Consider the following 26,246-nt stretch of genomic DNA (forward strand, 5'->3'; position numbering starts at 1 on the left):
ATGAATAGTCGGAGGTAAAAAAATGATTCGATCCATGTACTCGGGTGTATCCGGGATGCGCGGCTTTCAAACCAAGCTGGACGTAATCGGCAATAACATTGCGAACGTGAACACAGCTGGCTTCAAGGCTGGACGTGTAACCTTTAAGGATATTATGAGCCAAACGGTATCAGGAACAACTGCACCAGGTGATGATGGTACAGGAGGCGTCAATGCCAAGCAGATCGGACTCGGCTCTGTTGTTGCTTCGATTGACAATATTCATACAGGCGGCAGTGCGATGACGACGAACCGTCCGCTAGACTTGCGTATTGATGGAGATGGATTCTTCGCGGTTCGCATGGGGGAAGATGGGGCTACCTTCTTTACACGGGCTGGTGACTTCCATCTGGATGCCAATCGCCAACTCGTTACTTCTGACGGCTTGCGGGTATTGGATGCAGGTGGTGAGCCAATTACGCTGGATGAAGAGATCGTTGCCTTCACTATCGGGCAAAATGGTGAAATCGTAGCAAAGAAGGATGACGGTACGACGGAAGCAACCGGTGTTAAAATCGGTATTGCAAAAATTCCGAATCCTGAAGGTCTGGAAAAGGTTGGGGGCAACTTGTACCGCTTGACACCGAATGCGATCGAGGGTGGCACTCTTGATGAGTTTTCGGAGGCGAACGATCCGGAAGCAGGTACAGGCGCTATCATTTCAGGTCAATTGGAAATGTCGAACGTCGATCTGACTTCTGAATTCACAGAAATGATCGTTGCACAACGCGGCTTCCAAGCGAACTCTCGCATCATCACCACTTCAGATGAAGTGTTGCAAGAGGTTGTTAATTTGAAGCGATAAGCATTAGCAGATAATGCTTCCTGAATCCCGCAGGTAGCCGTGTCTGTAATGGCCAAGCTTGCGGGATGACGGGCGGCGCTCGAAAGGAGGAATAGAATGATATCTGTTACGAGATTGAATGGATCGCCTATTTGGGTGAACGCCCTTCTTATCGAGTCCGTTGAAGAGACGCCAGATACGTACATCACCCTAACGACAGGTAAAAAGGTAATTGTGCTGGAGAAAGGGCAAGAAGTTATTACCCGTATTGAACAATACATACGTTCTGTAGGCATTATTGCAGGAACGAAGAAGACAGAATTATCGGAGGGTCAACCATGAAAAGAATGCTGCCGTGGATGATTACGGTGCTGCTAGCGCTCACGTTAATTGCAGTGGTAGTCATTATAATATGGAACACAACACCAGGGAAACAAGCAACCCCAACTGGGAACATTGCCGTACCTAGACTGTCTGCCGATGAAATTGTAGATATGACGTCCAGTATGAATGAAATCAAGACGAACCTGGCGGATCACGACTATATTGTGCTGACAGGATTCGCATTTCAATTGGACAGCAAGAAGACCAAGGAACAGTTCGACAAGATCAAAGACCTTCGCATTAAGCCTCTCATACTGCGCACGCTCGCTGATATGAAGCCAGAAGAGCTGCAAGGCATGAAGGGACAGGATCAATTATGTTCCAAGCTGCTTGAATTGATTAATAAGCAGTTGCCGGAAGGCAAGGTCGTCCAAGTCGACTTGACTGATTTCATTATGCAACGCCTCTAAGGGGCGCTTACATCTGTTGTAGTTGATTCCTGTAAGGGGGTGAAACGATTGGTTGACGTGCTGTCACAGAATGAGATTGACGCCTTGCTCGCGGCGTTGTCCTCTGGAGAAATGGATGCCGAAGAGCTGAAAAAAGAGGAAACGCAGCGAAAAATTCGCTCTTATGATTTTAAGCGGGCTGTTCGATTTTCTAAGGATCATATTCGCAGCTTAACACGCATCCATGAGAATTTTGCCAGATATTTAACAACATATTTTTCTGCGCAACTCAGGACATTTGTACAAATCAATGTCGTACAGGTGGAGCAGCTGCCGTATGACGAATTTATTCGGTCTATTCCGAAAATGACCATTTTGAATATCTTTGAGGCTGAACCGTTCAAGGGACGGATGGTTCTTGAAGTGAACCCTAACGTAGCCTTTGCAATGCTGGATCGCATGCTGGGTGGTACTGGTATGTCTCCATCGAAGATCAATGCGTTGACAGAGATTGAAACGACGGTAATGGAGCGGATATTCAGCCGCGCGTTCGACAGTTTGCAAGAAGCTTGGAAAAATGTCCTTGATATTGAACCAAGACTTGAAGCACTGGAGACAAATCCACAATTTATGCAAATCGTATCGCCCAATGAAACAATTGCGCTCATCTCTTTGAGCACAAAAATTGGAGATACGACGGGGATGATTAACTTGTGTATTCCGCATGTCGTCATTGAGCCGATTATGCCGAAGCTCTCCGTACACCATTGGTTCGTGTCGGAGAAGAAGACAAGGGAACCGATTGAAGTCGAAAAATTGCGCCAGCGCGTAACAAAAGCAAAACTGCCTATATCGGTGGAGCTTGGGACATCCCAAATTACGGTACATGAGCTGATGCAGCTTGCCGTTGGCGATGTAATCGCGTTGAACAAGCCGGTTGACAGCGGATTGTCGATCCGGGTCGGCGAACGCGAGAAATACATAGGAACACCTGGTGTATACAAGGATCGAATTTCAGTACAAATCGAGCAAGTTGTAGATGAAGGAGTGGAAGAGCATGACGAGTAAGGACTACTTGTCACAGGAGGAAATTGACGCGTTGCTGAAGAGATCATCGGATGAACCGTCTGCCGAAGAAGCCGGTACTCCTTCCATTGAAAAGTTTTTAGACCCGATTCAAATTGACGCGTTGGGCGAGATCGGCAATATTACATTCGGTAGTGCAGCGACAGCATTGTCCACACTGCTCGGTAAAAAGGTCGAGATCACAACGCCTCGCATTTCGCTGCTGCAGCGTGAAAACTTGGAAAATGAATTTCCTAAGCCGCATGTAGCTGTTCACGTGCGTTATGTGGAAGGCTTTGAGGGTGTAAATTCACTCGTTATTAAAACATCGGATGCGCAAGTAATTGCAGACTTGATGCTGGGTGGAGACGGCACAAACACAAGCCATGATTTAACAGAAATTCATATTAGTGCTGTACAAGAAGCGATGAACCAAATGATGGGATCATCTGCAACATCGATGTCCACGATATTTAACCGATTGGTAAATATCTCCCCTCCGGGGATCGGGATCTTGGACATGTCCAATGGAACTGGTGTAGACACATTGCCTGATGATAACGTGCTCGTTAAGGTTTCATTCCGCCTGACAATTAGTGACCTGATCGATTCCACGATCATGCAAATATTAACGGTTCCATTTGCACGTAATATGATCTCTCTGCTTCTTGACTCAGCTTCAGATGAACCTGCGGCTGCTGCAAAAGCTCCAGTTGCAGAAATGCAGCCAGAAGCAAAATCAGCTTATGAACCGCCAATGACTGCACCAACTATGGAATCTCACGTTCCGCCGATGCAGGGCCATTATGATCCAATGGGAGGAGGACACGCAATGCAGCAACCTTATACATCTGCTCCAATGCATACGCCGGGTATGGATATGCATAGAGATCAAGCTGCAGCATATGGGACAGCGCCTAATCGGAATGTGAATGTGCAGCCTGTGCAATTCGCAAATTTCCAGTCGGCTCCATACCAACAACCGGATGAATCAAATCTAAATTTATTGTTGGACATCCCACTCAAAGTCACAGTAGAATTAGGTAGGACACACAAACAGATCAAAGACATTTTGGAGCTTTCCCAGGGCTCCATTATCGAGCTGGACAAGCTGGCAGGCGAACCTGTCGACATTCTTGTCAACAACAAGCTGATCGCTAAAGGTGAAGTTGTGGTTATTGACGAAAATTTCGGCGTGCGTGTCACAGATATTATCAATCAGTGGGATCGAATTCAAAAACTACAATAAGATTTGGGGAGGATTCTCAACGATGGCAAACCGTATTTTGATCGTAGATGACGCAGCGTTTATGCGAATGATGATTCGCGACATTTTAACTAAAAATGGTTATGATGTTGTCGCGGAAGCATCGGACGGTGCGCAAGCGATCGAAAAGTACAAAGAACATAAACCTGACCTGATTACAATGGACATTACAATGCCGGAAATGGACGGAATTACAGCGCTTAAAGAAATTCGCAAATCCGATCCAAACGCCAAAGTCATTATGTGCTCCGCTATGGGGCAGCAAGCCATGGTAATCGATGCGATTCAAGCAGGCGCGAAGGACTTCATCGTGAAGCCGTTCCAAGCTGATCGCGTAATCGAAGCTATCAAGAAGACGCTAGGGTAATTGTATGAAAAATGACAGCGGTCAACTGATGCAATCATCTGGTGTCGATGGATATTTATCGAGCTTATTGACCGTGTTGTTGTCGCTTGCCGTCATTATCGTGCTTATCGTGCTGTTCATCAAGCTGTTGAGCCGCAAGAATCGAATGTGGCAATTGAACCAGAGTATCCGGACGTTGGGCGGCACCGGCCTCGGACCGAACAAGTCGATGCAAATCGTAGAAGTTGGCGATGTCGTCTATGTATTGGGCATCGGGGAAGATATTACACTCATTGATAAAATATCCGATCCGGCCCAAGCGGCACGCTTCATCGCGGCGCTTGAACGCGAGCAGCCGACAGCGACATGGCCAACCTCCTGGTCGGAGTGGAAGGAGCGTCTGCGGGTTGGACGCAATGGACGCAACGTTGACAGTAACACGAAGCTAGAAGAGACGGACACAGTCTCATTTCATGAAATGTTTCACGAGAAGCTTGAACGCATGCCGAAGCGCAGCGAGCAAGTGGAGCAACTATTAAAAGATGATATTAAAGAAGATCGGTAGATGGATTCATGAACAAAAAATTGTTACTATCTGTAACCGTCGCACTGTTTGTATCCAGCATGTCAGCTCATTGGGCAATGGCATCTCCCATCATTCCAGACATCGACATTAAAGTTGGTGGCGGAGGACAGCCGGGAGCATCATCGATATCGATATTGCTGCTTATTACAATATTGAGCTTAGCTCCAGCAATACTCGTACTGATGACATCCTTTACACGTATTGTGGTTGTTTTGGGATTTGTTCGAACGTCCCTAGGGACGCAGCAGATGCCGCCCAATCAGGTGTTGATTGGTCTGGCGCTCTTTCTTACTTTGTTTGTGATGTCCCCGACCATTGGTGAAGTGAACCAAACTGCCCTGCAGCCGTATTTAAAGGGTGAGTTGAATCAAAACCAAGCGCTCGAGAAGGCATCTGTTCCGATGAAGAAGTTTATGTTCTCACATACACGTGAGAAAGATTTGCTCTTATTTATGAAATACACCAAAACGGAAAAACCGAAAACATATGAAGATATTCCGTTAACCGTACTCGTGCCTGCATTTGCGATCAGCGAGTTGAAGACGGCGTTCCAAATGGGATTTATGATCTTTATCCCATTCTTGGTCATCGATATGATAGTGGCCAGTACGCTTATGGCCATGGGGATGATGATGCTGCCGCCAGTCATGATATCGCTGCCGTTCAAGATTTTATTGTTCGTGCTCGTCGATGGCTGGTATCTCGTAGTGAAATCATTGCTCATGAGCTTCAATACATGACGCGAGTGGGACATGGCGAACGGGAGGAATGAACATGAGTGCAGAATTTATAATGGGGCTGGCTGGACAGGCTGTGTTTACTGTTCTTAAGGTCGGCGCGCCCATGCTGGCAGTAGCCTTAGTCGTAGGATTGCTGATAAGCATATTTCAAGCGACGACACAAATTCAAGAGCAGACACTTGCATTCGTGCCGAAAATTGTGGCGGTTATGATCGTAATTCTGCTATTTGGACCCTGGATTTTAACGACACTCGTGGATTTTACGCACAATATTTTAAATAACTTGCATCATTATATCGGTTAGGCAGTGAAGCCATGGAAATGCTCGTACAAGCTTTCCCTGTTTTTTTGCTCTCGCTGTGTCGAATTGCGGCATTCTTTGTCGCCGTCCCTGTCTTTTCTTCCCGAGGCGTGCCGATTCGTTTCAAGATTGGGCTTGCATTCTTCGTCAGTGTTATCGCCTATTTGTTGTTTGGGCTTGGCAAGAGTGTACCAACAGATGGAACTTATATCGTATATATTGTCCGGGAAATATTAATAGGTTTGCTCATTGGATATTTGGCTCAACTGTTCTTCTCCATTGTGCAGACAGCAGGATCATTCATTGATATGCAGATTGGATTCGGCATAGCTAATGTCATTGATCCTTTGACCGGGACAAGTTCACCTGTGATGGGCAACTTTAAATACATATTTGTCGTGTTATTGTTTCTTGGAATGAACGGCCACCATTACTTTATCGACGGAATTATGCAAAGTTTTAAGTGGCTTCCGCTGGATGAAAATGCTTTTTTCGCACAAATTGCAAATGGGAATGTTACAGATTTCATTATGAAATCATTCACAGAAGCTTTCATCATTGCGTTTCAGGTCTCTGCGCCACTTATCGTTGCATTGTTTTTAACTGATGTAGCACTGGGATTTCTAGCGCGTACAGCGCCACAGTTTAATATTTTCGTCGTGGGCATCCCACTGAAGCTAATTGTTGGTCTTCTTATGTTGCTGCTAGTCGTACCAGGCCTTGTATACGTACTGCAGCAATTGTTCTCTACGCTGTTCGAAGCGCTCGATCAGTTGTTACGCATGATGGGGGCGAGAGGATGAAGCAGCTTCACGAGATACGTACAGATGAGTCGAATCGTCACGCGTATGCACTACGTTATGAGCTGAACTTGCAGCTTTTCTCGCAAGAGAAGACAGAGAAAGCTACGCCGAAGAAACGACAGGAGTCACGCAAGAAAGGGCAAGTTGCCAAAAGTATGGATCTCTCAGGAGCATTCATTCTCTTGGCAGGGTTCTCTTGCTTGTTCGCACTCGGCGGCTTTATGAAGGATCGGATTGTCGAATTATTCTCTGATGTATTGCAAAACCGGCTTACCATGGATGTAACGGCAAACAATGTGCTTAGTTACTTTAGCTCTATTTTTATGAAGCTAATGATCATAATGGCACCGTTGTTCATTGCAGCAATTGTCATTGCACTGGTCGTTAACTATATGCAGGTTGGCTTCCTGTTTACTGGCGAGCCGTTGAAGATGAAATTAGAGAAGATTGATCCGATTAAAGGGTTCAAAAACATTTTTTCCATGCGTTCCGTAGTTGAATTTCTGAAATCGATCTTGAAGCTTACGACGATCGGCGTGATCGTCTACACCTCATTGTGGGGAGAGAGAGATACGATTGTCATGCTGTCCCATGTTCCATTGAATGACATTATGTCATTTACGGGTCACTTGACGCTTATGCTCGGATTGAAGATTGGAGCAGCGTTATGCGTGCTTGCTGCTTTGGATTACATGTACCAACGGTACGAATACGAGAAAAGCTTACGGATGTCGAAACAGGACATTAAGGACGAATTCAAAAAGACCGAAGGCGACCCTCTCATTAAGGGTAAGATTCGTGAACGTCAGCGACGCATGGCGCTCATGCGCATGATGCAGGAGGTGCCAAAGGCGGATGTCGTCATTACGAACCCGACGCACTTTGCCATTGCATTGAAATATGATGGCGGCGCGATGGATGCGCCAGAGATTATCGCCAAGGGACAGGATTACGTCGCGCTCCGTATTAAGCAGATTGCCAAGGAACACGGCGTCATAACGATGGAAAACAAGCCGCTCGCCCGTGCTTTGTATCAAAGGGCCGATATTGGCGAAACCGTTCCGGCCGATTTGTTCCAAGCCGTGGCTGAGGTACTGGCATACGTATACAAATTAAAAGGCAAAGTCAATTGATTGATTTGTTCAAGGATGGAGGGTGCATTCCGTGAAAACGAGGGATTTATTCGTCTTGGTCGGTATTATCGGTATCGTACTCATGATGGTTTTGCCCATACCGACATGGTTGCTAGACATTTTACTCGTAATCAATATATCGATCGCGCTCATGATTTTGCTCATTGCCATGAATACGAGGGAAGCGTTGAACTTCTCGATTTTCCCGGCTATGCTGCTCATTACGACATTGTTCCGACTCGCGCTGAACATATCCACTACGAAGCAAATTCTTACGAATGGCGAAGCTGGTGACGTAGTTGCCACCTTTGGTGAGTGGATAACGCAAGGAAATATCGCAGTTGGTCTTGTCGTCTTCCTCATTCTTGTCATTGTACAGTTTATTGTTATTACGAAAGGCTCAGAGCGGGTCGCTGAAGTATCAGCACGCTTTACGCTCGATGCGATGCCCGGTAAGCAGATGGCAATTGACGCAGACTTGAATGCAGGACTTATCAACGAGCAGCAGGCCCGTGATCGCCGCGATAAGATTAGTCGAGAGGCGGATTTCTATGGCGCCATGGACGGTGCCAGCAAATTCGTAAAAGGGGATGCGATCGCAAGTATCATCATCCTACTTATTAACCTGATTGGCGGCTTCATTATCGGAATGGCGATGCATGGCAAATCTTTTGGCGATGCGGCATCCACGTATTCGATTTTATCGATCGGTGATGGTCTCGTCAGCCAAATTCCAGCGCTTCTCATTTCGACTGCAGCAGGTCTTATCGTAACAAGAGCAGCATCTGATGGTAATTTGGCAGAAGATTTGCGAATGCAGATGTTTGCCTATCCAAAGCTGCTTTACATTGTATCAGGAACGATCGCTTTGCTTGGTCTTCTTACCCCAATTGGAATTGGTTCTACGATTCCTTTTGCCGTTATTCTCGCGATTGCTGGGTATCGGATGCAGAAGAACATTGATGAACGACAAATCGAAGAAGAACAGCTTGAAGAAGAGCTGCAAATTGAAGAAGTGCGCAGTCCAGAAAGTGTAGTCAATCTGTTGCAGGTTGATCCGATTGAATTTGAGTTCGGTTATGGACTCATTCCACTAGCGGATACACAGCAAGGCGGGGATTTGCTCGACCGCATTATTATGATTCGACGCCAATGTGCATTGGAGCTTGGATTAGTCGTTCCCGTCATCCGGATTCGGGACAATATCCAACTGAAGCCGAATGAATATGTTATCAAAATCAAGGGTAACGCGGTAGCCCACGGCGAGCTTCTGCTCAATCATTATCTGGCGATGAACCCTGGTTATGATGATGAATCGGTATCAGGAATCGAAACGGTAGAGCCGGCATTCGGACTGCCTGCGTTATGGGTGGATGATGCAATGAAGGAGCGTGCCGAATTGGCAGGATATACGGTTGTAGATCCGCCTTCCGTCGTGGCTACGCATCTGACCGAAATCATTAAGAAGCATGCACACGAGCTTATTGGTCGTCAGGAAACAAAATCGCTTGTTGAAACTGTTAAAGAACAATATCCTGCACTTGTGGATGAACTGATTCCAAATGTATTGACGATCGGTGATGTTCAAAAAGTTTTGGCTAAGTTGCTGCGAGAGAAAATATCGATTCGCGATCTCGTAACGATATTCGAAACACTGGCCGATTACGGTACATACACGAAGGATCCGGATGTGTTGACGGAATATGTACGTCAAGCGCTAGCACGACAAATTACACAGCAATATTCAACTCCAGGCGAGACGCTGCGTGTTATTACAATTGGGCCTAGCTTGGAAAAGAAAATTGCGGAGAATGTGCAGCAAAATGAGCATGGTTCTTACCTTGTTCTGGATCCGAATACGACACAGCAAGTATATCAGCGCATGAGCGAACAGATTCAGAAGCTCCTTCAATCCGGACATTCGCCGATTATGCTTGCATCTCCGAATATTCGCATGTATTTGCGCCAGTTGATGGAGCGTGCAATGCAGGATGTGCCGGTGCTGTCCTACAATGAGCTTGAACCAAATGTTGAAATTCAAAGCGTCGGAGTGGTGAATGTATGAGGGTGAAAAAGTACCTCGTCGAAACGATGCCGGAGGCCATGAGTCAAATCAGGCAAGAGCTGGGCAAGGATGCGGTCATTGTCAGCACTAAAGAGGTTAAGACAGGCGGTATTCTTGGCATGTTCCGCAAACGGGCCATTGAGGTAGTTGCAGCTGTCGACGAACAAACCAAGCCTGCCGTGAAGACTCCCACACAATCGAATCAGATTTCTGGCAATGGAGGGATGCAATCATATATCCCTTCATCGGTTGCCCGTTCAATGTACGGAGGAACTGGAGGCAGCGTTCTTACTAGGGATGCAGCGGAGCAAGGAATAGCACAGCGACATGCTGATGCAGCCAACCGTGTACAGCAATCTATAACCTCCAACGGAGCAGCTTATCCTCCGACATCCTTGCATTTGGCGGCGGTTGAGTCGGTAGAGGAAAATACGACTGAGCCCCCGGTACAGCTACCTTTTGCACGTTCTGAGCGCTCCGTTGTTCCGATAACATCGGTTGAAGAAGAGCAGGCAGATCCGCATTTGCAAAAGGAATTGGCTGAAATGAAACGGATGATGCGTAAAGTTATGGAGCGTGTCAACTATGATTCATGGTCAGAAAGCGCGCAGGAAGTAGAGCGCCATCTTCGTTTGCAGGGACTGTCACAAGAGGCTGCTTACGGGTATGTTCAACAAGCTTGGGAGCAATGCAAATTAAACCGTGAAGAGGAACCTGACTCCGATGTGCTGAGAGGTTATGTGAAAGACATTGTGGAGGAAAAGCTGCAGTCGCATGTTGTTCATGGATTGACACCGGCTACCCGTATTTTGTACGTAGTAGGGCCAACAGGAGTAGGCAAGACGACAACGATTGCGAAGCTGGCGGCGGATCAAATGTTCCATCATCAGCGCAAGGTAGGGCTTATTGCTTCGGATACGTATCGAATTGCTGCGGTTGAACAGTTGCGAACGTATGCATCAATCCTGAACGTACCAATGGAGGTAGTGACCTCACCAAATGACACGGAGCGGGCGCTTCGCGCGCTGCAGGGCTGTGATCTCATCATTATGGATACAGCTGGGCGGAACTTCCGCAATGACATGTATGTAAATGAGTTGAATACGATGCTCAGACCGTATCCAGACAGCGAGACATTTCTCGTTTTGAGCTTAACCTCCAAGACGGAAGATATGATAGCTATATTGGAGCGTTTCTCGAGACAGCGTATCGACCGGATTATCTTCACGAAGGCGGATGAAACAGATACATTCGGTTCAGTATTGGAGCTTGCTGAGCGGACGACAATTCCGTTCAGCTATGTGACGACAGGGCAAAACGTACCTGATGATATCGAGCCATTTCAAGTGGATGATGCGGTAAGACGAATAGTAGGTGCATGACGAGATGAGCTATGATCAAGCAGAAGGGCTAAGACAACTGGTAGAGTCCCGTCATGAGAAAGCTCGAATGATGCCGGTAAGCAGAAAGCCGCAGGAACGCGCTCAGGTTTCAACGGCACGCATTATTGCGGTTACGAGCGGCAAAGGTGGAGTGGGGAAATCCAATTTCACGTTGAACTTTGCACTCTCCTTGCAGGAGGCGGGATATCGAACACTAGTATTCGATGCAGATATTGGCATGGGGAACATCGATGTACTGCTTGGTGCGACATCGGGGGTAAGCCTAATGCATGTGCTGCGTGACGGGCGTTCCTTGCAGGATATTATTCAGGTGGGCCCTCGCGGGATGCATTACATTCCTGGAGGCTCAGGGTTTCAAGAACTACTGGATATGCCTTCTGTTCATATTGAACACTTCATTCAGGAAATGGAAAAATGGTCAGAACAATATGATGTCATATTGTTCGATACGGGAGCGGGTTTAAGTAAGGAAACGATGCAATTTCTAACTGCAGCGGATGAAACACTTGTCGTAACCACACCAGAACCAACATCCACTGCGGACGCCTATGCACTGATTAAGGTTGTGACTGCAGCTAGACCTGATCATACGTTCCGTCTCGTAATTAATCGTGCATCTGACTGGAAAGAGGGAAGCCAAACTGCTGAGCGACTATCCTCAGTAGCGGAGCGATTCCTACATCGCCCGATTCCCACGCTTGGCATTTTGTATGATGATCCTCATGTCATGCAGGCTGTGAAGAAGCAAATCCCGTTTACCATTTTGTATCCACAATGTATAGTTGCCAAGCAACTGCGCGAACTAGCCAATGCCTATATACACGGAGCAGGGCAGGCGGGCCAAACTGGTGGTGTTAAGCATTTCTTGCGCAAATGGCTGGGCAAATGGTCTTCCTAAATGAACGCATAATGGAATGAAGGACGCAGTATTCACAAATTGCTGCCAGGGAGCGTGATGAGAAATTGACAACTAAGAAAGTGCTTGTTGTGGACGACTCGGCCTTCATGCGAACGATTATTTCTGATTTAATCATCCAGGATCATTCCTTTGAAATTGTAGGGACAGCCTCAGACGGGGTGGATGCTGTACATAAAGTGATGGAACTGAAACCGGATGCTGTGACGCTTGATGTTGAAATGCCGATTCGAAATGGTTTAGAAGCACTTCAGAGCATCATGACAGAATGTCCTACTCCAGTAATTATGCTATCAAGCTTGACAGAGGAAGGGCGTTCGGAAACATTATCCGCCCTTGAATATGGAGCATTTGACTTCGTATGCAAGCCAAGTCCAGCGGGCGGATCGAAAGATATACATAATGTAGGAGAAATGCTTCGAGAGAAGCTGCATACTGCTATCGCTTCTCAAGAAAGGAAGCGTCAGCTTGAGCGATTGCGGGAACAAGGGGAGCGTCTTAAAAGGGAGTATGCGGCGACAGCTTCTCAGACAGAAGAAAATCATGCTTTGCCGCCGAATCAATCTGCTTCGAAACCTCGTAAAGAGGAGGGGCATGAGCCAAAGGCTAAAAGTCCATTGGCATCTCGAGCCGCAGCAAGATTGGCAGCTAATGAAAAGCAGACACGTCGAACTCCGGACGAAAAGGCTGTTACTAGCCGTTCTCGAGAGGACAAGCCACCTGTTCCAATCTCAGATGCTGAAGTACAACCACGTTGTCGCGATGAGCAAATAGATGGGATGTCTTCCCGGGTCACAGGACAGCATGAAGCTGTAAGTGCGACCCAACTAGTCAAATTCGATCAAATCATTGCCATCGGGACATCAACAGGCGGACCGCGTGCATTGAAGCAACTGTTATCATCGCTCCCTAAGCAAATACCTGCGCCGATATTGGTGGTTCAGCATATGCCGCCTAATTTTACGAAGTCATTAGCTGAACGATTGAACAATTATAGCGATATCGAAGTGAGAGAGGCGCAGCATGGCGAAGTGCTTCATACCGGAGTAGCCTATATAGCGCCAGGCGGCATGCATATGACGGCTGTGCGCAACCCGGAGGGGACATATTCAATTGCTCTTTCTAAAGGAGAGCCTCGCAACGGGCATCGTCCTTCGGTAGATACCCTTTTCGAGTCGCTTTTGCCGTTGAAGGAGCTAAAACGACATATTGTTCTGTTAACAGGGATGGGCAGTGATGGTGCAAAAATGATGAAACGGTTGGCCGACGAGGGCGTGACTTCTACCTTTGTCGAAAGTGAAGAAAGCTGCGTCGTCTTCGGCATGCCGCGCGCGGCAATCGAGTTGGGATGTGTATCGCAAGTCATTCCACTTCAGCAGATGGCTAAGTCCATCACACATGCGATGAAATGATCAGATACTGTTGTGCAAATCGTTAAAGGAGGTGTTCGAGCATGGATTTGAATCAATATTTGTCCATGTTTATTGACGAAGCGAACGACCATTTGCAAGCGTTGAACGAGCACATGCTAGAGTTGGAGAACCAGCCGGACGATGTTGGGATTGTGCAAGTTATTTTTCGGTCTGCCCACACACTCAAAGGGATGTCGGCAACGATGGGATTTGAGGACTTGGCCTCACTAACCCACCAGATGGAAAATGTATTGGATCTTGTGAGAAATAACCTACTTGCAATGGACTCCTTCATTTTTGATACGTTATTCCGAAGCTTGGATGCTTTGGAAGCAATGGTTTCCGATATCACCAATGGCGGTGAAGGGAAGGCGGATGTGACGGCAATCGTTGCATCTCTTCAGTCCATAGTCAAGGGCGACTACAAAAAAGAAGCAGCTTCTGAAGACGGCAGCTCTGCTTCTGGTGAAGAAGAGCAAAACGAACGGCTTGATGAATTCCAAAGAAGTATACTGGAGCAATCGCTGGAAGCAGGCATGCATGTATACCATATTCATATCCGATTGCGTGAAGATTGCGTGCTTAAGGCTGCTCGAGCTTATATGGTGTTCCAAGTATTAGGGCAGTACGGAGAAGTTGTGAAGTCGAACCCGCCAGCACAGGACATCGAGCAGGACAAGTTCGAAAATGGATTTTCTGTGTTCTATGTCAGTAGCGAACAGGAATCGCGTCTACAGCAAGAAATCGGACAGGTTTCAGAGCTGGACAGTGTGCAGGTGCAGCCATTCACGCTTGATGATGTTCGGAATTGGAACAGTCAGATTGATGAGATACAAGCTGGAAAGCAGGAAGCTGCGGCAACAGCAGCGCCATCCAAGCCCGACGTAAAGCAAGAGCAGTCTGCGGCTTCGGAATCGACTTCTGCTCCAGCTCGAAAGGCAAATACAGCAGCCGCTGCTACGGGAAAACCAGTTGGAAATCGAACAATTCGAGTGGACATTGAGCGACTTGACGTATTAATGAATCTATTAAGCGAAATGCTTATCGACCGTGTTCGTCTTGAACAATTGTCCGGAGAACTGAAAAATCATGATTTGACAGACACTGTGGAGCATCTGTCACGTGTGAGTTCCGATCTGCAAAATATCGTACTCAAGCTGCGCATGGTGCCAGTTGATACAGTATTCAGCAGATTCCCGCGGATGATGCGGGACTTGGCTAAATCACTAGATAAAAAAGTAGATTTCATTATTACAGGTGCTGAGACTGAGCTTGATCGCACGGTAATTGATGAAATTGGTGATCCTCTTGTCCATTTGCTGCGTAATGCAGTTGACCATGGTATTGAATCCATCGAAGAACGTATCGCAGCGGGCAAATCAGAAACCGGAACTGTCCATCTTCGGGCGTTCCACAGCGGCAACCATGTCTTCATCGAAATTGAAGAAGACGGTCATGGAATTGACCGCGCGATGGTTCTGAAGAAAGCCATCAAGAATGGGGTAGTGACTGCAGAGAGAGCAGTTCAAATGAGCGATGAACAAGTTTATATGTTATTGTTCGCCTCCGGCTTTAGTACGGCGGAAAAAGTCTCTGACATTTCAGGCAGGGGCGTAGGACTTGATGTCGTAAGATCGAAGATTACTTCACTTGGCGGACATGTTATCGTAGAGTCCAAGTTGGGACAAGGAACGAAGTTCATTGTACAGCTTCCGCTTACGATGTCGATTTTATCAGCAATGCTCTTCCGTTTGGGCAGCGAGAAATATGCAATTCCGCTTAGCTCTATTGTGGAAACCAGCTTGGTTAAGAAAGAGAAAATACGCCGTGTTCACGGTGGAATTCGAATGGTCGATTACCGAGACAGCGTAATTCCTTTGCTGTCCCTCAGCACATTGTTCGATTGTCCGAATTATTCGGATATGGAAGAAGAAGAGATAGAAATCATCATTGTGCGTAAAGGCGAACGCTTGGCTGCACTCGCTATAGATGACTTTATCGGTCAAAGCGAGATTGTGCTGAAGCCGCTCGGAACCTATTTGAAAAACACGCCGGGCTTCTCTGGTGCAACGATACTTGGAGATGGGCAAGTGGCGTTGATCATAGACCCGAATGCCTTACTGAAGTAATCATCAATATCTATTCATGATAGCAATACAGCCATATTCAAATGAAGGAGGGCGCGACATGGCAGAGGAATTAAAGGTCGTTGTCTTTACGTTAGGAGAAGAAGAATACGGTATTGAAGTAGAAAAGGTAAAAACGATAGAGCGCATGCTTCCTATTACACGAGTTCCGAAAACATATGACTTCATTAAAGGTGTTATCAACTTGCGCGGTGTTGTCGTTCCTGTCATCGAGCTTCGTGGCAGATTCGGTTTGCCGTCAGCGGAAGTGACTGAACAATCCCGCATTATAATCGTAGCTTATGAAGATCTGGAAGTTGGTTTTATTGTCGATAGCGCCAATGATGTCATCGACATTATTGATGAGGATATCGAACCGGCACCAGAGGTTGTTGGCGGAATTCAAGCCAAATACTTGCGCGGCGTAGCTAAGATTGGGGATAACCGTTTGCTTATTATGCTCAATTTGGCCGAAGTGCTGAATAAGAGCGAAATTATTCGACTAGAGCAGCTTGAGGCGTAGCAGCGTGCATTTATTTGAACGTCTCGGAGAATTCAAGCTGGATGTTCTGAAGGAAGTCGGGAACATTGGTGCCGGCAACGCCGCAACGGCACTATCCCGTCTTCTCAACCGGCCAATTGACATGGCTGTGCCTAAGGTACGGCTTCTGCCGTTCGAAGAAATTGCGGACGAGGTCGGTGGAGCAGAGCATGTTGTAATTGCGATTTATTTTCGCGTCGAGGGAGATGCGCCAAGCCATTTATTCTTCATGTTTGATACCGATGCCGCTAAGCGCCTTCTGTCACATTTGGAAGCTCTTCCTTCAGACACTAACCAATGGTTCAATGACATGGAATTGTCCGCCTTGTCGGAGATTGGAAATATATTAGCGGGTTCGTACTTGTCTTCCTTGGCAGACTTCACACATCTGGCGATGTCTCCAACTGTTCCTCAGCTTGCCATCGATATGGCAGGTGCAGTGCTCAACTACGGAATATTGCAGTATGGGGAAATGGGAGACAGCGCTTTGTTAATCGATACGAAGTTTTTACAGGATTGCGATGAAGTGCAAGGGACCTTTTTCTTAATACCTGACCCGGACTCTTTTGACAAAATATTTGCTGCATTGGGAGTGCCATTCGAATGATAGAAGAGTCGACGGTTGTAAAAGTCGGAATGGCCGATTTGCAGGTGAGCCGTTTCGGTTCCTTACGTACGACCGGTCTCGGATCGTGCGTTGGATTGACATTATACGACCCCGTTGCCCAAGTCGCGGGGATGGCGCATGTCATGTTGCCCTCTTCCGATATAGCAAGAGAGGGAAATCGCAATATTGCCAAATATGCGGATACTGCTATTCCAGAGCTAATACGCCGCATGACAGAAGCCGGGGCCTCCATGTCCCGGATGCATGCGAAAATGGCCGGCGGCGCACAAATGTTCGCTTTTTCATCCAATAACGACATGATGCGCATCGGCCCACGTAATGTTGATTCCTGCAAAGTAATGTTGGAGCAATACAGTATCCCGCTTCACGCAGAAGATACAGGCGGCAATTATGGGAGAACGATTGAGCTGTACTGCGATGACGGGAGACTACACATTCGCAGTGTGCAGATGGGTGAAAAGGATATATAGCATGAGAGGAACAATACGTTGGAATTACATATTTGGTGCCGTCGGAGCATTCCTTGCAATGATGGTGTCCTGGAGCAATAATGTCTGGACGACGAGTATGCTCCGTGGAATCATTGCGTTTGCGATATGGTTTGGGCTTGCATATGGAGTCAGATATGCCTTAGGCATGCTGCATAAAGAAGCTGATGCCGTACTGGCTGGATCAGGCTCTTATCAGAACCCGAATGCAGGGTCACTGTTGGATATGACAACTCCGGATGAAGAGGATGCTATTCGAGACTTGCTGCGGCCGTCTGGCCCAGATTCGAAACAAACGAATCCGGAAGATGATAATGGCGGCTCGTTCCAACCGCTGCAACCACCCAAGCTCGTGACCAAGCCGCAACCAGATGCGGAGAAATTGGCACAGGCTGTTCGTCACTTCGTACAAAAGTAAGGAGGTTGACTGTCGGTGAGCGTACAGAAATTACAACCTGGCTCGCAAGAGGGGCTTTGGGAACGCTGGAAGGATCATGGTGATCAGGATGCGAAGCGGCAATTGATAGAGAACCACCTATCCATCGTCGACTTCGTATCGAATCGACTTGCTGCAGGGTTGCCTCGCAATGTTAGTAAGGACGATCTGGCTAGCCATGGTGTTATTGGATTAATAGATGCTGTTGAAAAATTCGATCACCGAAGAGGATTGCAATTTGAAACTTATGCCTCATGGCGTGTTCGGGGAGCAATCCTTGATGGACTTCGCTCTGGAGATTGGGTGCCTCGCTCGGTAAGAGAAAAGGCGAAAAAAATAGAAGAGGCTTATCAACAATTGGAGCAGCAATACTTGCGTACTGTGTCAGATGAAGAGGTAAGCGCCTATTTGCAAGTCAGCGAAAAGGAATTCCATGGAATGCTTCAAGATGTATCGATTATGTCGATTTGTTCATTGGAAGATCCGATTCGAGAGGATGACTCGGAGACTCGAATATCGCTATTGATTGATGAGACTGCGAAGAATCCAGAGTACAAGGTCAATGAGTATTATTTAAAGGAAGCCCTTGTTCAAGGAATTGATAAATTAACCGATAAAGAGAGAACGGTAATCTCCTTGTTCTATTACGAGGACTTGTCTTTAAGTGAAATCGCGGAAGTCATGTCTTTATCACCTTCCCGAATTTCGCAGCTGCACTCCAAGGCGATATTAAGATTGCGAACCGTATTGGAGAAGCAGAAACCTATGTTAATGGAAAATTAAAAAATAGATACGGAATAGTTGAGAGACTACGCTGAATGAAGAAAAAGAAAGGGGGGTTTTTCGTGAGTATGACATTGGCATTGGAAGAGTATATGGATGTCGCAATATCTGAAGATAAGATGCAGGCGCATCTCTATTTTAAGAAGTCTGCCGAAGATCTCAAGTGTACGGTGGAACAATTGAACGAATTTCTGCGCTCTTATGGCGTTCGATATGGAGTACAGCCTGAGGTTCTGAAGGATATCGCTGCAAATCCGATCAATTTTGCTCGTGGTGCAACGATGGTCGCTCATGGAAAAGCACCCGTACACGGTGTAGATGGTCGAATCGAATTAATGCTTCCGCAGAGCGGAAGCGAGTCAAGGCCAGCTGAGAGAGAAGACGGTACGATTGATTTTCGTGAAGTGAAGCAGTTAGACAACGTTAAGAAAGGTCAATTGATAGCCAAGCGGATTCCAAGCCAAGAAGGGATACCCGGCATGTCCGTTCTTGGTGAGGAACTGAAAGCAATCAATGGACGTGAGGCACGTTTCAAGCAAGGTAAGAATGTTGTTCTTGATGAGGATGAAAAAGCACTTTATTCAGCGATTGATGGACTAGTATCCCGAATTGAACCAGATCGAATTAGTGTATTTCCTGTATTTGAAGTCAATGGAGACGTGGATTATCGCTCAGGTAATATTGATTTTGTCGGCACAATCGTCATTCGTGGTAATGTACTGACTGGATTTACGGTTAAGGCGGCAGGGGATATCCGCGTCTATGGCGGAGTAGAAGGCGCTACGCTCACTGCGGCAGGCTGCATTGAGGTAAGCGGCGGAATTATTGCCAGCAATAAAGGACTCGTTAAAGCTGGAACTCATGTGAAATGTTCGTTTATTCAAGAGGCGAACGTTATTGCAGGCACAGAAGTCAATGTGTCGCAAAGCATTATGCATTCCAACATTCGAGCAGGCAAGCGTGTCGTTTGCCAAGGCACGAAGGGACTTATTGTAGGCGGAATTGTACAGGCAGGCGAGCGTGTAACCGCTCGTACGATCGGCAATACGATGTCTACTGCCACCATTATTGAAGTGGGAGTCCAACCGGATTTGCGTAATGAATTAACAGATTTGCGAACGAAGCTTAAATACAATGTTGAAAATGTAGAGAAGACCGAAAAAGCACTTCGTATTCTGGATCAACTAGCTGCAACTGGACAGTTGACAGGAGAAAAACTAGGAATGCGCATTAAATTGAATTCAACGAAAAAACAGCTTGTTGGAGAGCAGACCGAAATGCGTGAGCGTATGCTGGAAATCGAAAAAATGCTCGAGGACACTGCTGTATCTTCCATAGATGTAACTCATACGATATACGGCGGTGCCAAGCTGGTTATTGGCCGCAATGTACGGTTCATCAAGGATATGGCACAGCGAATTTCCTTCCGTATCGTTGAAGGCGACATCATGATGACGCCTTACCGATAATCGATCGTGTGGAGGGTTACTAGCCTAATCGGGGTGATTTGATGAATATGAAGCCTGTAGAAATGCAAATCGCGCTGCCGCGAACGCAGGAAACATCGACTGTGCAGCATCAACAGCAGCAGCGCCCATCAACGGAACAAGCAATATTAAATACGCAAGCGCAAAAGTTGATGGCAAAGTCACGAGAGCGAAATGAACAGGTCGAATCATCACAGGATGCTCGAATTCGCAATCAACAGCATGAAGGTGAGAACCATGCAGATCGAGATGGAAGCGATAACAATCAATCGGAGCACAATCAAGATGAAGCTGGGCAAGCATCGGTTCCGGCCCAACATCCCTTCAAAGGTAAACATATTGATTTCATGTGTTAAATGGTGGCGCCGGGTTCCCGCATTATGTGTGGATCGCGGCGCTTGCATTTAGGATGCGTGACGACATAAGGAGGTGCTCAGATGGAGCCCTGGATTTATATTGTACTATTAGGTGGTGTCATTGTTGCCATTGGCATGCTCCGTCCTCGAACACAGCAGATAACGGATAGCACAGAGATGCGCCGTAATATGGAAGAGACACTTGAACATTATATGACTGAGCTGGAAACAGAAAATGATAAGCTCCTGACGGTAATCGAGCGAATGAAGCAAGAGGGAGAATATCGAGATGAAGCGCTGCGCAAACGATTGGACAAGCTTGAACAGGAGTCGAACACCAGGTGGAACAACTTTCAGCACGCTGCGAACCTATCTATACGAGCATCCTCAGTTGCAAAGAGCAGCGGTATTGTTCTGGTGGATGATAACAGCAAGCAGCAACCGGTTGAAGGTATTCATGCGGAAGATGAGACTGAACAATCAGCTATTGATTCAAATTGGATACCTGCTGCTGCCCCAGATTTACTTGAAGCTAATAAAATAGAAGAGAGTCATGCAGTTGATGAAATAGAGCCTGCAACGCAAACTAATCCTCAAATTCAGAAGCGGTATGCAGAAATATTCAAGCTTATCCAAAACGGTTGGTCAGAGCAGGCTATAGCGGAGAAAGTGGGAATGCCTATCGGCGAACTTCAGCTTATTATCCGATTGGGTCAGCAGGAGGGATCTCATGATTAAGGATCGACGCTTTCTTATCGGACTTGGAGCTGGGATTGTTCTCGGAGGACTTCTGCTTCAGTTGTGTATGATCGGTCAGCGGACAATGGAGCCGATATCCGATACGGAGCTGCAGCGTGCTGCAGAGCAAGCAGGATATAAGCTTGTTCCTCTTCAATCTACGAACCCAAAAACGAAGTAGATGCGCATAGGCAGAACAATGGATAAAGTGGTTGCAACTGGGTAGGCGTTATGGTATATTAAATGACGGTGTTAAGAACACACGTCAGTGTATTTCAGTGAGGGTGCTTTCTGTCGGGACAACTGCGGGAAGTCTCATCGAAAGAGGATACTGGCGGAGGATAAATAACCATATTAGGAGGTGTAGTGAAGATGGCAGTTATCTCCATGAAACAGCTTTTGGAAGCTGGGGTACACTTCGGTCACCAAACACGTCGTTGGAATCCGAAGATGGACAGATATATCTTCACAGAACGTAACGGTATTTACATCATTGACTTGCAAAAGACAGTGAAAAAGGTCGAGGAAGCTTACAACTTTGTAAAATCCGTCGGCGAAGAAAATGGAACAATCTTGTTCGTAGGTACGAAAAAGCAAGCTCAAGATTCCGTTAAGGAAGAAGCTGAGCGTTGCGGCATGTACTACATCAACCAACGTTGGTTGGGTGGTACGCTTACAAACTTCGAAACGATCCAAAAACGTATCGATCGCTTGAAGCAACTCGAAACGATGGAAGAAGACGGAACATTCGAAGTTCTTCCTAAAAAAGAAGTTATCATACTTCGCAAGGAAAAAGATCGTCTCGAGAAGTTCTTGGGCGGTATTAAAAATATGAAAGGTTTGCCTAGCGCGTTGTTCGTTATCGATCCACGCAAAGAGCGCATCGCTGTTGCGGAAGCTCGTAAACTGGGTATCCCAATCGTAGGTATCGTTGATACAAACTGTGATCCGGACGAAATCGACTACGTTATCCCTGGTAACGACGATGCAATCCGTGCAGTTAAATTGTTGACTTCCAAGATGGCTGATGCAATTGTTGAAGCACATCAAGGCGAAGAAACAACAGCGTAAGTTTGGAATACTAATTAGATGAACAAAAGGGTGGTTGGCAGGTGGTTCACCTCTCGCCGCCCTTTTTTTAAGCTGTATAACGTTCGGTGCCGTTAATCGTACATAATACGTCGGTACCAATTTATTGATGGAGGGAAATACGAGATGGCAGTAAATGCGAGTGCAGTAAAAGAATTGCGCGAAAAAACAGGCGCAGGTATGCTGGATTGCAAAAAGGCATTGGAAGAGGCTAACGGCGATTTGACGAAAGCAGCTGAATTGCTTCGTGAGAAAGGTCTTGCAGCAGCGGCTAAGAAATCCGATCGTATCGCTACAGAAGGTGTGGTTGAGTCTTACATCCACGCTGGCGGACGCATTGGCGTATTGGTTGAAATCAACTGCGAAACTGACTTCGTAGCAAAGACTGACAACTTCAAAGAATTCGCTCGTGATGTAGCTATGCAAATCGCAGCGACAGCTCCAAAATATGTTCGTCGCGAAGAAGTGTCACAAGAGGAAATCGAAAAAGAAAAAGAAATCTTGAAAGCACAAGCATTGAACGAAGGCAAGCCTGAAAAAATCGTTGAAAAAATGGTTGAAGGCCGCATCGGTAAATATTATGAAGAGTACTGCTTGATGGAGCAATCCTTCATTAAAGACCCAGACAAAACAATCGAAACGTTGCTGAAAGAGAAAATCGCAACAATCGGTGAAAACATTTCTATACGTCGCTTCGCTCGTTTCGAGCTTGGTGAAGGCTTGGAGAAAAAAGAAGATAATTTTGTTGAAGAAGTTATGGCTCAAGCGAACATGAAGTAATCTTTTCATTTGAAAAGAGGACATACGAACGCGGCTACTACGTAATCAACAGACGCGCTTAAAAGTTGGAACACATCGTGTTCCTTCTTTTTTAGCGGCCGTTATGGAAAAGTGGAGGGTATACATTGAAACAACCGGTTTATAAACGTATCGTACTTAAAGTAAGCGGAGAGTCGTTGTCCGGGCAAGCTGGCTTCGGCATCGAATCCGAAATGATCAACTCCATTGCCGAGCAAGTAAAAGAGGTTGTAGAGCTTGGCGTAGAGGTCGCAATTGTCTGCGGCGGGGGCAACATTTGGCGCGGTATTGCGGGAAGTGAAAAAGGAATCGACCGCGGAACAGCAGACTACATGGGGATGCTTGCAACGGTTATGAACTCGCTTGCCTTACAGGATGCCCTCGAACAAATTGGCGTGCCGACTCGTGTACAAACTTCGATTGCGATGCAGCAAATCGCAGAACCATATATTCGTCGTCGTGCAATACGTCATTTGGAAAAGGGACGTGTTGTTATTTTTGCAGCAGGAACCGGGAATCCATTCTTCTCGACGGATACGACAGCTGCGCTCCGTGCTGCTGAAATCGAAGCCGATGTGATCTTGATGGCGAAGAATAAAGTCGATGGTGTATACTCAGCTGATCCATTTAAGGATGAAACAGCAGAAAAGTTCGAGCAATTGACATATATGGAAGTGTTGAACCGCAACTTGGGTGTTATGGATGCAACGGCATCCTCGTTGTGTATGGACAATAACATCCCACTTATTGTATTTGCAATTACGGAGTCAGGCAATATCAAGCGCGTCGTGCTCGGCGAGAAGATTGGAACGATTGTAAAAGGGAGTGTAGACTAGTGCCACAAGCAGTGAAGAAAAACGCAGAAGAACGCATGGAAAAAGCGATTGCCGCTTTGAAACGGGAACTGGCAACATTGCGCGCTGGACGCGCAACACCTGCATTGCTTGATCGTGTTCAAGTAGAATACTATGGCGCGATGACGCCAGTTAACCAATTGGCGAACATCAGCACGCCAGATCCGCGTACGCTCATGATTCAGCCTTGGGACAAATCCTCTTTGGCTGATATTGAACGCGCGATTTTGAAGTCGGATCTTGGATTGACACCAGCAAATGACGGTTCGTTGATCCGCCTATCGATTCCGCCGTTAACAGAAGAGCGTCGTGCAGAGCTTGTCAAGCACACGAAGAAGTTCGGTGAAGAAGCGAAGGTAGCAATCCGCAACATTCGTCGTGATGCGAATGATGACATCAAGAAGCTTGAGAAAACAGACATTTCAGAGGATGAGTCTCGTCGTCATCAAGAAGATATTCAGAAGACGACTGACAAATTCATCGCTGAAGTGGATAAAGTATTAGTTGTTAAAGAAAAAGAAATTATGGAAGTATAAAAGTAAGACGAATAGAACCTATTCTTTTTTGTTCTTCATGCCCCTCCGAACGGTGGGGTTTATTGTCTTTTTTTCATCACCGGGTTGGAGGAGACCGAATGATTAAGCGATTCCAAGCGTGGTTACAGCAGCGAGGAAGCCACAACCAGCTGGAACTGATGCCAGATAATATCCCACAGCATGTGGCGATTATTATGGACGGCAACGGCCGCTGGGCTAAAAAACGGGGCTTGCCGCGCATTGCTGGCCACCATTCAGGAATGAAAGCCGTTAAGCGCGTAACCATCGCAGCGAATGATTTGGGCGTAAAAGTGCTTACGATGTACGCTTTTTCGACCGAAAACTGGAAGCGCCCGCAAGAAGAAGTCGATTTTCTCATGAAATTGCCACAGGAATTTTTGGCGATCGAACTCGATGAATTGATTGAGAAAAATGTCCAAGTGCGAATGATGGGGTACCGTGACCGTTTGCCTGAACATACGAAACAAGCGCTTGAGGAAGCCATTGAAAAAACGAAGCATAATACAGGACTTATTTTGAATTTCGCTTTGAATTATGGTAGTCAGCGTGAAATCGTGGAAGGTGTTCGTGAAATTGTACGCAAAGCACAGTCAGGTGAGATTGCAGTCGACTCCATTGATGAGGGCCTGATTCATGATCATCTTTTGTCAAGCAGCTTGCCTGATCCTGATTTGCTCATTCGAACTAGCGGGGAAATGCGACTGAGCAACTTCATGCTCTGGCAAATCGCGTACAGCGAATTGTGGTTCACCAATGATTACTGGCCAGAGTTCACTGAGCGACATCTGATGGAGGCCGTTATGGAGTATCAGCGCAGAACGCGCAGATATGGTGGATTACAATAGGTTGGAGGAACAGTCTATATGAAACAGCGCATCGTTACAGGGCTTATAGCAGGACTATTGTTCGGCGCATTATGCATCATTGGCGGTCTGCCGTATGAGCTGCTGCTCCTCGCACTTGCCTTTGTGGGCTATTATGAATTTGCACGTATGCATCATGTATCTCCGTTCGATTTGGCGTCGTTGATTGGGTATGCAACGATGGCCTTAATTGCGATTCCTTGGACAAGCTGGTCAATAGGGTGGGATGTACCGTTAGAAGCAGTCGTGTGGATCAGCATGCTGCTGATGCTTGGCATGACGGTATTATCCAAAAATAAAGTGTCGATTGAGGCAGTGTCACAGTTGTGGCTAGGGGCGTTTTATATTGGAATTGGTTTTAAATACATGATGCTGACACGCACATCAATGGGGATTGATGGTTTATTTTGGACGCTCATGTTGTTTGCAGTCATTTGGTCGTCAGACATCGGTGCGTATTTCATTGGCCGTGCGATCGGCAATCATAAGCTTTGGCCGTCTATCAGTCCGAACAAGACGATAGAAGGGGCAATTGGTGGAGTTCTGACGTCGATTGTAGTCGCTCTATTATTTGCTATTGGTCGACCTGATATTGTTAGCTTGCCGCTTGCGCTAGGCATTGGGTTATCGTCTGCCGTTGTCGGTCAGTTCGGTGATTTGATCCAATCGGCCTATAAGCGGGTTCGAGGTGTGAAGGATTCGGGTACATTGCTTCCAGGCCATGGTGGTGTTCTAGATCGTTGCGACAGCTGGTTGGTCGTGTTCCCGTTCGTTCATCTGATCGGACTATTAACGTTGTAAATCGAACGTTGTCGACAAGAGCAGCGATGACGTTATCATGTAATAGATATAGTTATGAATAGGGTGAA

Annotated in this window: 31 protein-coding genes; all 31 read left to right on the forward strand. The window is 46.6% G+C overall.

Going from position 1 to position 26,246, the window contains the following annotated elements; all coding sequences use genetic code 11:
• The first annotated feature begins 22 nt into the window (after positions 1–22).
• The 31 genes from flgG (at position 23) to ACQ5BJ_RS10370 (ending at position 26,178) form a co-directional block, all read left to right on the forward strand.
• Complete coding sequence (gene flgG, locus ACQ5BJ_RS10220) at positions 23–844, forward strand: flagellar basal body rod protein FlgG (protein WP_005550584.1); 822 nt, start codon at positions 23–25, stop codon at positions 842–844.
• 96 nt (positions 845–940) lie between these two features.
• Positions 941–1,165 carry a flagellar FlbD family protein gene (locus tag ACQ5BJ_RS10225; RefSeq protein WP_005550583.1) on the forward strand — a complete coding sequence of 75 codons (225 nt, stop codon included), beginning with the start codon at positions 941–943 and terminating at the stop codon, positions 1,163–1,165.
• The gene (locus ACQ5BJ_RS10230; RefSeq protein WP_005550581.1) at positions 1,162–1,617 is read left to right on the forward strand and encodes a flagellar basal body-associated FliL family protein; all 456 of its coding nucleotides are present in this window, start codon (positions 1,162–1,164) and stop codon (positions 1,615–1,617) included. The genes ACQ5BJ_RS10225 and ACQ5BJ_RS10230 overlap by 4 nt, the downstream gene beginning before the upstream one ends.
• 48 nt (positions 1,618–1,665) lie before the next feature.
• On the forward strand, positions 1,666–2,664 hold the full coding sequence (fliM, locus tag ACQ5BJ_RS10235; RefSeq protein ID WP_005550579.1) for a flagellar motor switch protein FliM: 999 nt from the start codon (positions 1,666–1,668) through the stop codon (positions 2,662–2,664).
• Positions 2,654–3,910: a flagellar motor switch phosphatase FliY gene (gene fliY / locus ACQ5BJ_RS10240; protein WP_430109840.1), complete on the forward strand. Its 1,257-nt coding sequence runs from the start codon at positions 2,654–2,656 to the stop codon at positions 3,908–3,910. The genes fliM and fliY overlap by 11 nt, the downstream gene beginning before the upstream one ends.
• Positions 3,911–3,932: 22 nt before the next feature.
• On the forward strand, positions 3,933–4,295 hold the full coding sequence (locus tag ACQ5BJ_RS10245) for a response regulator (RefSeq protein WP_005550576.1): 363 nt from the start codon (positions 3,933–3,935) through the stop codon (positions 4,293–4,295).
• 4 nt (positions 4,296–4,299) lie between these two features.
• Positions 4,300–4,839 (forward strand): flagellar biosynthetic protein FliO, encoded by a 540-nt coding sequence (locus tag ACQ5BJ_RS10250; protein ID WP_005550575.1) that lies wholly within the window; start codon positions 4,300–4,302, stop codon positions 4,837–4,839.
• Between the two features lie 8 nt (positions 4,840–4,847).
• Positions 4,848–5,600 carry a flagellar type III secretion system pore protein FliP gene (fliP, locus tag ACQ5BJ_RS10255; protein ID WP_005550574.1) on the forward strand — a complete coding sequence of 251 codons (753 nt, stop codon included), beginning with the start codon at positions 4,848–4,850 and terminating at the stop codon, positions 5,598–5,600.
• Positions 5,601–5,634: 34 nt separating this feature from the next.
• The gene (gene fliQ, locus ACQ5BJ_RS10260) at positions 5,635–5,904 is read left to right on the forward strand and encodes a flagellar biosynthesis protein FliQ (protein WP_005550573.1); all 270 of its coding nucleotides are present in this window, start codon (positions 5,635–5,637) and stop codon (positions 5,902–5,904) included.
• A gap of 11 nt (positions 5,905–5,915) precedes the next feature.
• Positions 5,916–6,704 (forward strand): flagellar biosynthetic protein FliR, encoded by a 789-nt coding sequence (fliR, locus tag ACQ5BJ_RS10265; protein ID WP_262866856.1) that lies wholly within the window; start codon positions 5,916–5,918, stop codon positions 6,702–6,704.
• Positions 6,701–7,837, forward strand: a complete 1,137-nt coding sequence (gene flhB, locus ACQ5BJ_RS10270) for a flagellar biosynthesis protein FlhB (RefSeq protein ID WP_005550571.1) — start codon at positions 6,701–6,703, stop codon at positions 7,835–7,837. The genes fliR and flhB overlap by 4 nt, the downstream gene beginning before the upstream one ends.
• Positions 7,838–7,868: 31 nt before the next feature.
• Positions 7,869–9,902: a flagellar biosynthesis protein FlhA gene (gene flhA / locus ACQ5BJ_RS10275; protein ID WP_005550570.1), complete on the forward strand. Its 2,034-nt coding sequence runs from the start codon at positions 7,869–7,871 to the stop codon at positions 9,900–9,902.
• Complete coding sequence (gene flhF / locus ACQ5BJ_RS10280) at positions 9,899–11,284, forward strand: flagellar biosynthesis protein FlhF (RefSeq protein ID WP_268622124.1); 1,386 nt, start codon at positions 9,899–9,901, stop codon at positions 11,282–11,284. Before flhA ends, flhF begins: the two co-directional genes overlap by 4 nt.
• A 4-nt stretch (positions 11,285–11,288) precedes the next feature.
• Positions 11,289–12,203 carry a MinD/ParA family protein gene (locus tag ACQ5BJ_RS10285; protein ID WP_430109834.1) on the forward strand — a complete coding sequence of 305 codons (915 nt, stop codon included), beginning with the start codon at positions 11,289–11,291 and terminating at the stop codon, positions 12,201–12,203.
• Positions 12,204–12,268: 65 nt separating this feature from the next.
• The gene (locus ACQ5BJ_RS10290) at positions 12,269–13,633 is read left to right on the forward strand and encodes a protein-glutamate methylesterase/protein-glutamine glutaminase (RefSeq protein ID WP_430109831.1); all 1,365 of its coding nucleotides are present in this window, start codon (positions 12,269–12,271) and stop codon (positions 13,631–13,633) included.
• Between the two features lie 41 nt (positions 13,634–13,674).
• The gene (locus ACQ5BJ_RS10295) at positions 13,675–15,762 is read left to right on the forward strand and encodes a chemotaxis protein CheA (protein ID WP_430109829.1); all 2,088 of its coding nucleotides are present in this window, start codon (positions 13,675–13,677) and stop codon (positions 15,760–15,762) included.
• Between the two features lie 58 nt (positions 15,763–15,820).
• Positions 15,821–16,282: a chemotaxis protein CheW gene (locus ACQ5BJ_RS10300; protein WP_005550567.1), complete on the forward strand. Its 462-nt coding sequence runs from the start codon at positions 15,821–15,823 to the stop codon at positions 16,280–16,282.
• Between the two features lie 4 nt (positions 16,283–16,286).
• Positions 16,287–16,907, forward strand: coding sequence for a chemotaxis protein CheC (locus tag ACQ5BJ_RS10305; protein WP_005550566.1), 621 nt, complete (start codon positions 16,287–16,289; stop codon positions 16,905–16,907).
• The gene (locus tag ACQ5BJ_RS10310) at positions 16,904–17,398 is read left to right on the forward strand and encodes a chemotaxis protein CheD (protein ID WP_005550564.1); all 495 of its coding nucleotides are present in this window, start codon (positions 16,904–16,906) and stop codon (positions 17,396–17,398) included. Before ACQ5BJ_RS10305 ends, ACQ5BJ_RS10310 begins: the two co-directional genes overlap by 4 nt.
• A gap of 1 nt (position 17,399) precedes the next feature.
• On the forward strand, positions 17,400–17,834 hold the full coding sequence (locus ACQ5BJ_RS10315; protein WP_005550562.1) for a hypothetical protein: 435 nt from the start codon (positions 17,400–17,402) through the stop codon (positions 17,832–17,834).
• Between the two features lie 15 nt (positions 17,835–17,849).
• The gene (locus ACQ5BJ_RS10320) at positions 17,850–18,635 is read left to right on the forward strand and encodes a FliA/WhiG family RNA polymerase sigma factor (protein WP_163978286.1); all 786 of its coding nucleotides are present in this window, start codon (positions 17,850–17,852) and stop codon (positions 18,633–18,635) included.
• Positions 18,636–18,697: 62 nt separating this feature from the next.
• Positions 18,698–20,104 carry a DUF342 domain-containing protein gene (locus tag ACQ5BJ_RS10325; RefSeq protein ID WP_040736669.1) on the forward strand — a complete coding sequence of 469 codons (1,407 nt, stop codon included), beginning with the start codon at positions 18,698–18,700 and terminating at the stop codon, positions 20,102–20,104.
• Between the two features lie 47 nt (positions 20,105–20,151).
• The gene (locus tag ACQ5BJ_RS10330) at positions 20,152–20,478 is read left to right on the forward strand and encodes a hypothetical protein (protein WP_238555910.1); all 327 of its coding nucleotides are present in this window, start codon (positions 20,152–20,154) and stop codon (positions 20,476–20,478) included.
• 81 nt (positions 20,479–20,559) lie between these two features.
• Positions 20,560–21,216, forward strand: a complete 657-nt coding sequence (locus tag ACQ5BJ_RS10335) for a hypothetical protein (RefSeq protein WP_268600443.1) — start codon at positions 20,560–20,562, stop codon at positions 21,214–21,216.
• On the forward strand, positions 21,209–21,397 hold the full coding sequence (locus ACQ5BJ_RS10340; protein WP_005550556.1) for a hypothetical protein: 189 nt from the start codon (positions 21,209–21,211) through the stop codon (positions 21,395–21,397). The genes ACQ5BJ_RS10335 and ACQ5BJ_RS10340 overlap by 8 nt, the downstream gene beginning before the upstream one ends.
• A gap of 191 nt (positions 21,398–21,588) precedes the next feature.
• Positions 21,589–22,287, forward strand: a complete 699-nt coding sequence (gene rpsB / locus ACQ5BJ_RS10345; RefSeq protein WP_005550555.1) for a 30S ribosomal protein S2 — start codon at positions 21,589–21,591, stop codon at positions 22,285–22,287.
• 144 nt (positions 22,288–22,431) lie between these two features.
• The gene (gene tsf, locus ACQ5BJ_RS10350; protein WP_005550554.1) at positions 22,432–23,085 is read left to right on the forward strand and encodes a translation elongation factor Ts; all 654 of its coding nucleotides are present in this window, start codon (positions 22,432–22,434) and stop codon (positions 23,083–23,085) included.
• A 125-nt stretch (positions 23,086–23,210) separates the two neighbouring features.
• Positions 23,211–23,939, forward strand: coding sequence for a UMP kinase (gene pyrH / locus ACQ5BJ_RS10355; RefSeq protein WP_005550553.1), 729 nt, complete (start codon positions 23,211–23,213; stop codon positions 23,937–23,939).
• Positions 23,939–24,493 (forward strand): ribosome recycling factor, encoded by a 555-nt coding sequence (frr, locus tag ACQ5BJ_RS10360; protein ID WP_005550552.1) that lies wholly within the window; start codon positions 23,939–23,941, stop codon positions 24,491–24,493. Before pyrH ends, frr begins: the two co-directional genes overlap by 1 nt.
• A gap of 98 nt (positions 24,494–24,591) precedes the next feature.
• Entirely contained in the window at positions 24,592–25,359 is a 768-nt protein-coding gene (locus ACQ5BJ_RS10365; protein WP_005550551.1) for an isoprenyl transferase, read from the forward strand.
• 18 nt (positions 25,360–25,377) lie between these two features.
• Complete coding sequence (locus tag ACQ5BJ_RS10370; protein WP_005550550.1) at positions 25,378–26,178, forward strand: phosphatidate cytidylyltransferase; 801 nt, start codon at positions 25,378–25,380, stop codon at positions 26,176–26,178.
• Positions 26,179–26,246: the final 68 nt, after the last annotated feature.

The sequence above is a fragment of the Paenibacillus sp. B1-35 genome (assembly GCF_050474385.1).
Classification (GTDB): Bacteria; Bacillota; Bacilli; order Paenibacillales; family Paenibacillaceae; genus Paenibacillus_B; species Paenibacillus_B alvei.

What these genes read in the sequence shown, in the direction of transcription:
- flgG (WP_005550584.1), top strand. Translation starts at nt 23, where the DNA reads ATGATTCGATCCATGTACTCGGGTGTATCCGGGATGCGCGGCTTTCAA.
- ACQ5BJ_RS10225 (WP_005550583.1), top strand. Translation starts at nt 941, where the DNA reads ATGATATCTGTTACGAGATTGAATGGATCGCCTATTTGGGTGAACGCC.
- ACQ5BJ_RS10230 (WP_005550581.1), top strand. Translation starts at nt 1,162, where the DNA reads ATGAAAAGAATGCTGCCGTGGATGATTACGGTGCTGCTAGCGCTCACG.
- fliY (WP_430109840.1), top strand. Translation starts at nt 2,654, where the DNA reads ATGACGAGTAAGGACTACTTGTCACAGGAGGAAATTGACGCGTTGCTG.
- ACQ5BJ_RS10245 (WP_005550576.1), top strand. Translation starts at nt 3,933, where the DNA reads ATGGCAAACCGTATTTTGATCGTAGATGACGCAGCGTTTATGCGAATG.
- ACQ5BJ_RS10250 (WP_005550575.1), top strand. Translation starts at nt 4,300, where the DNA reads ATGAAAAATGACAGCGGTCAACTGATGCAATCATCTGGTGTCGATGGA.
- fliP (WP_005550574.1), top strand. Translation starts at nt 4,848, where the DNA reads ATGAACAAAAAATTGTTACTATCTGTAACCGTCGCACTGTTTGTATCC.
- fliQ (WP_005550573.1), top strand. Translation starts at nt 5,635, where the DNA reads ATGAGTGCAGAATTTATAATGGGGCTGGCTGGACAGGCTGTGTTTACT.
- fliR (WP_262866856.1), top strand. Translation starts at nt 5,916, where the DNA reads ATGGAAATGCTCGTACAAGCTTTCCCTGTTTTTTTGCTCTCGCTGTGT.
- flhB (WP_005550571.1), top strand. Translation starts at nt 6,701, where the DNA reads ATGAAGCAGCTTCACGAGATACGTACAGATGAGTCGAATCGTCACGCG.
- flhF (WP_268622124.1), top strand. Translation starts at nt 9,899, where the DNA reads ATGAGGGTGAAAAAGTACCTCGTCGAAACGATGCCGGAGGCCATGAGT.
- ACQ5BJ_RS10285 (WP_430109834.1), top strand. Translation starts at nt 11,289, where the DNA reads ATGAGCTATGATCAAGCAGAAGGGCTAAGACAACTGGTAGAGTCCCGT.
- ACQ5BJ_RS10295 (WP_430109829.1), top strand. Translation starts at nt 13,675, where the DNA reads ATGGATTTGAATCAATATTTGTCCATGTTTATTGACGAAGCGAACGAC.
- ACQ5BJ_RS10300 (WP_005550567.1), top strand. Translation starts at nt 15,821, where the DNA reads ATGGCAGAGGAATTAAAGGTCGTTGTCTTTACGTTAGGAGAAGAAGAA.
- ACQ5BJ_RS10310 (WP_005550564.1), top strand. Translation starts at nt 16,904, where the DNA reads ATGATAGAAGAGTCGACGGTTGTAAAAGTCGGAATGGCCGATTTGCAG.
- ACQ5BJ_RS10315 (WP_005550562.1), top strand. Translation starts at nt 17,400, where the DNA reads ATGAGAGGAACAATACGTTGGAATTACATATTTGGTGCCGTCGGAGCA.
- ACQ5BJ_RS10330 (WP_238555910.1), top strand. Translation starts at nt 20,152, where the DNA reads ATGAAGCCTGTAGAAATGCAAATCGCGCTGCCGCGAACGCAGGAAACA.
- ACQ5BJ_RS10335 (WP_268600443.1), top strand. Translation starts at nt 20,560, where the DNA reads ATGGAGCCCTGGATTTATATTGTACTATTAGGTGGTGTCATTGTTGCC.
- ACQ5BJ_RS10340 (WP_005550556.1), top strand. Translation starts at nt 21,209, where the DNA reads ATGATTAAGGATCGACGCTTTCTTATCGGACTTGGAGCTGGGATTGTT.
- rpsB (WP_005550555.1), top strand. Translation starts at nt 21,589, where the DNA reads ATGGCAGTTATCTCCATGAAACAGCTTTTGGAAGCTGGGGTACACTTC.
- tsf (WP_005550554.1), top strand. Translation starts at nt 22,432, where the DNA reads ATGGCAGTAAATGCGAGTGCAGTAAAAGAATTGCGCGAAAAAACAGGC.
- ACQ5BJ_RS10365 (WP_005550551.1), top strand. Translation starts at nt 24,592, where the DNA reads ATGATTAAGCGATTCCAAGCGTGGTTACAGCAGCGAGGAAGCCACAAC.
- ACQ5BJ_RS10370 (WP_005550550.1), top strand. Translation starts at nt 25,378, where the DNA reads ATGAAACAGCGCATCGTTACAGGGCTTATAGCAGGACTATTGTTCGGC.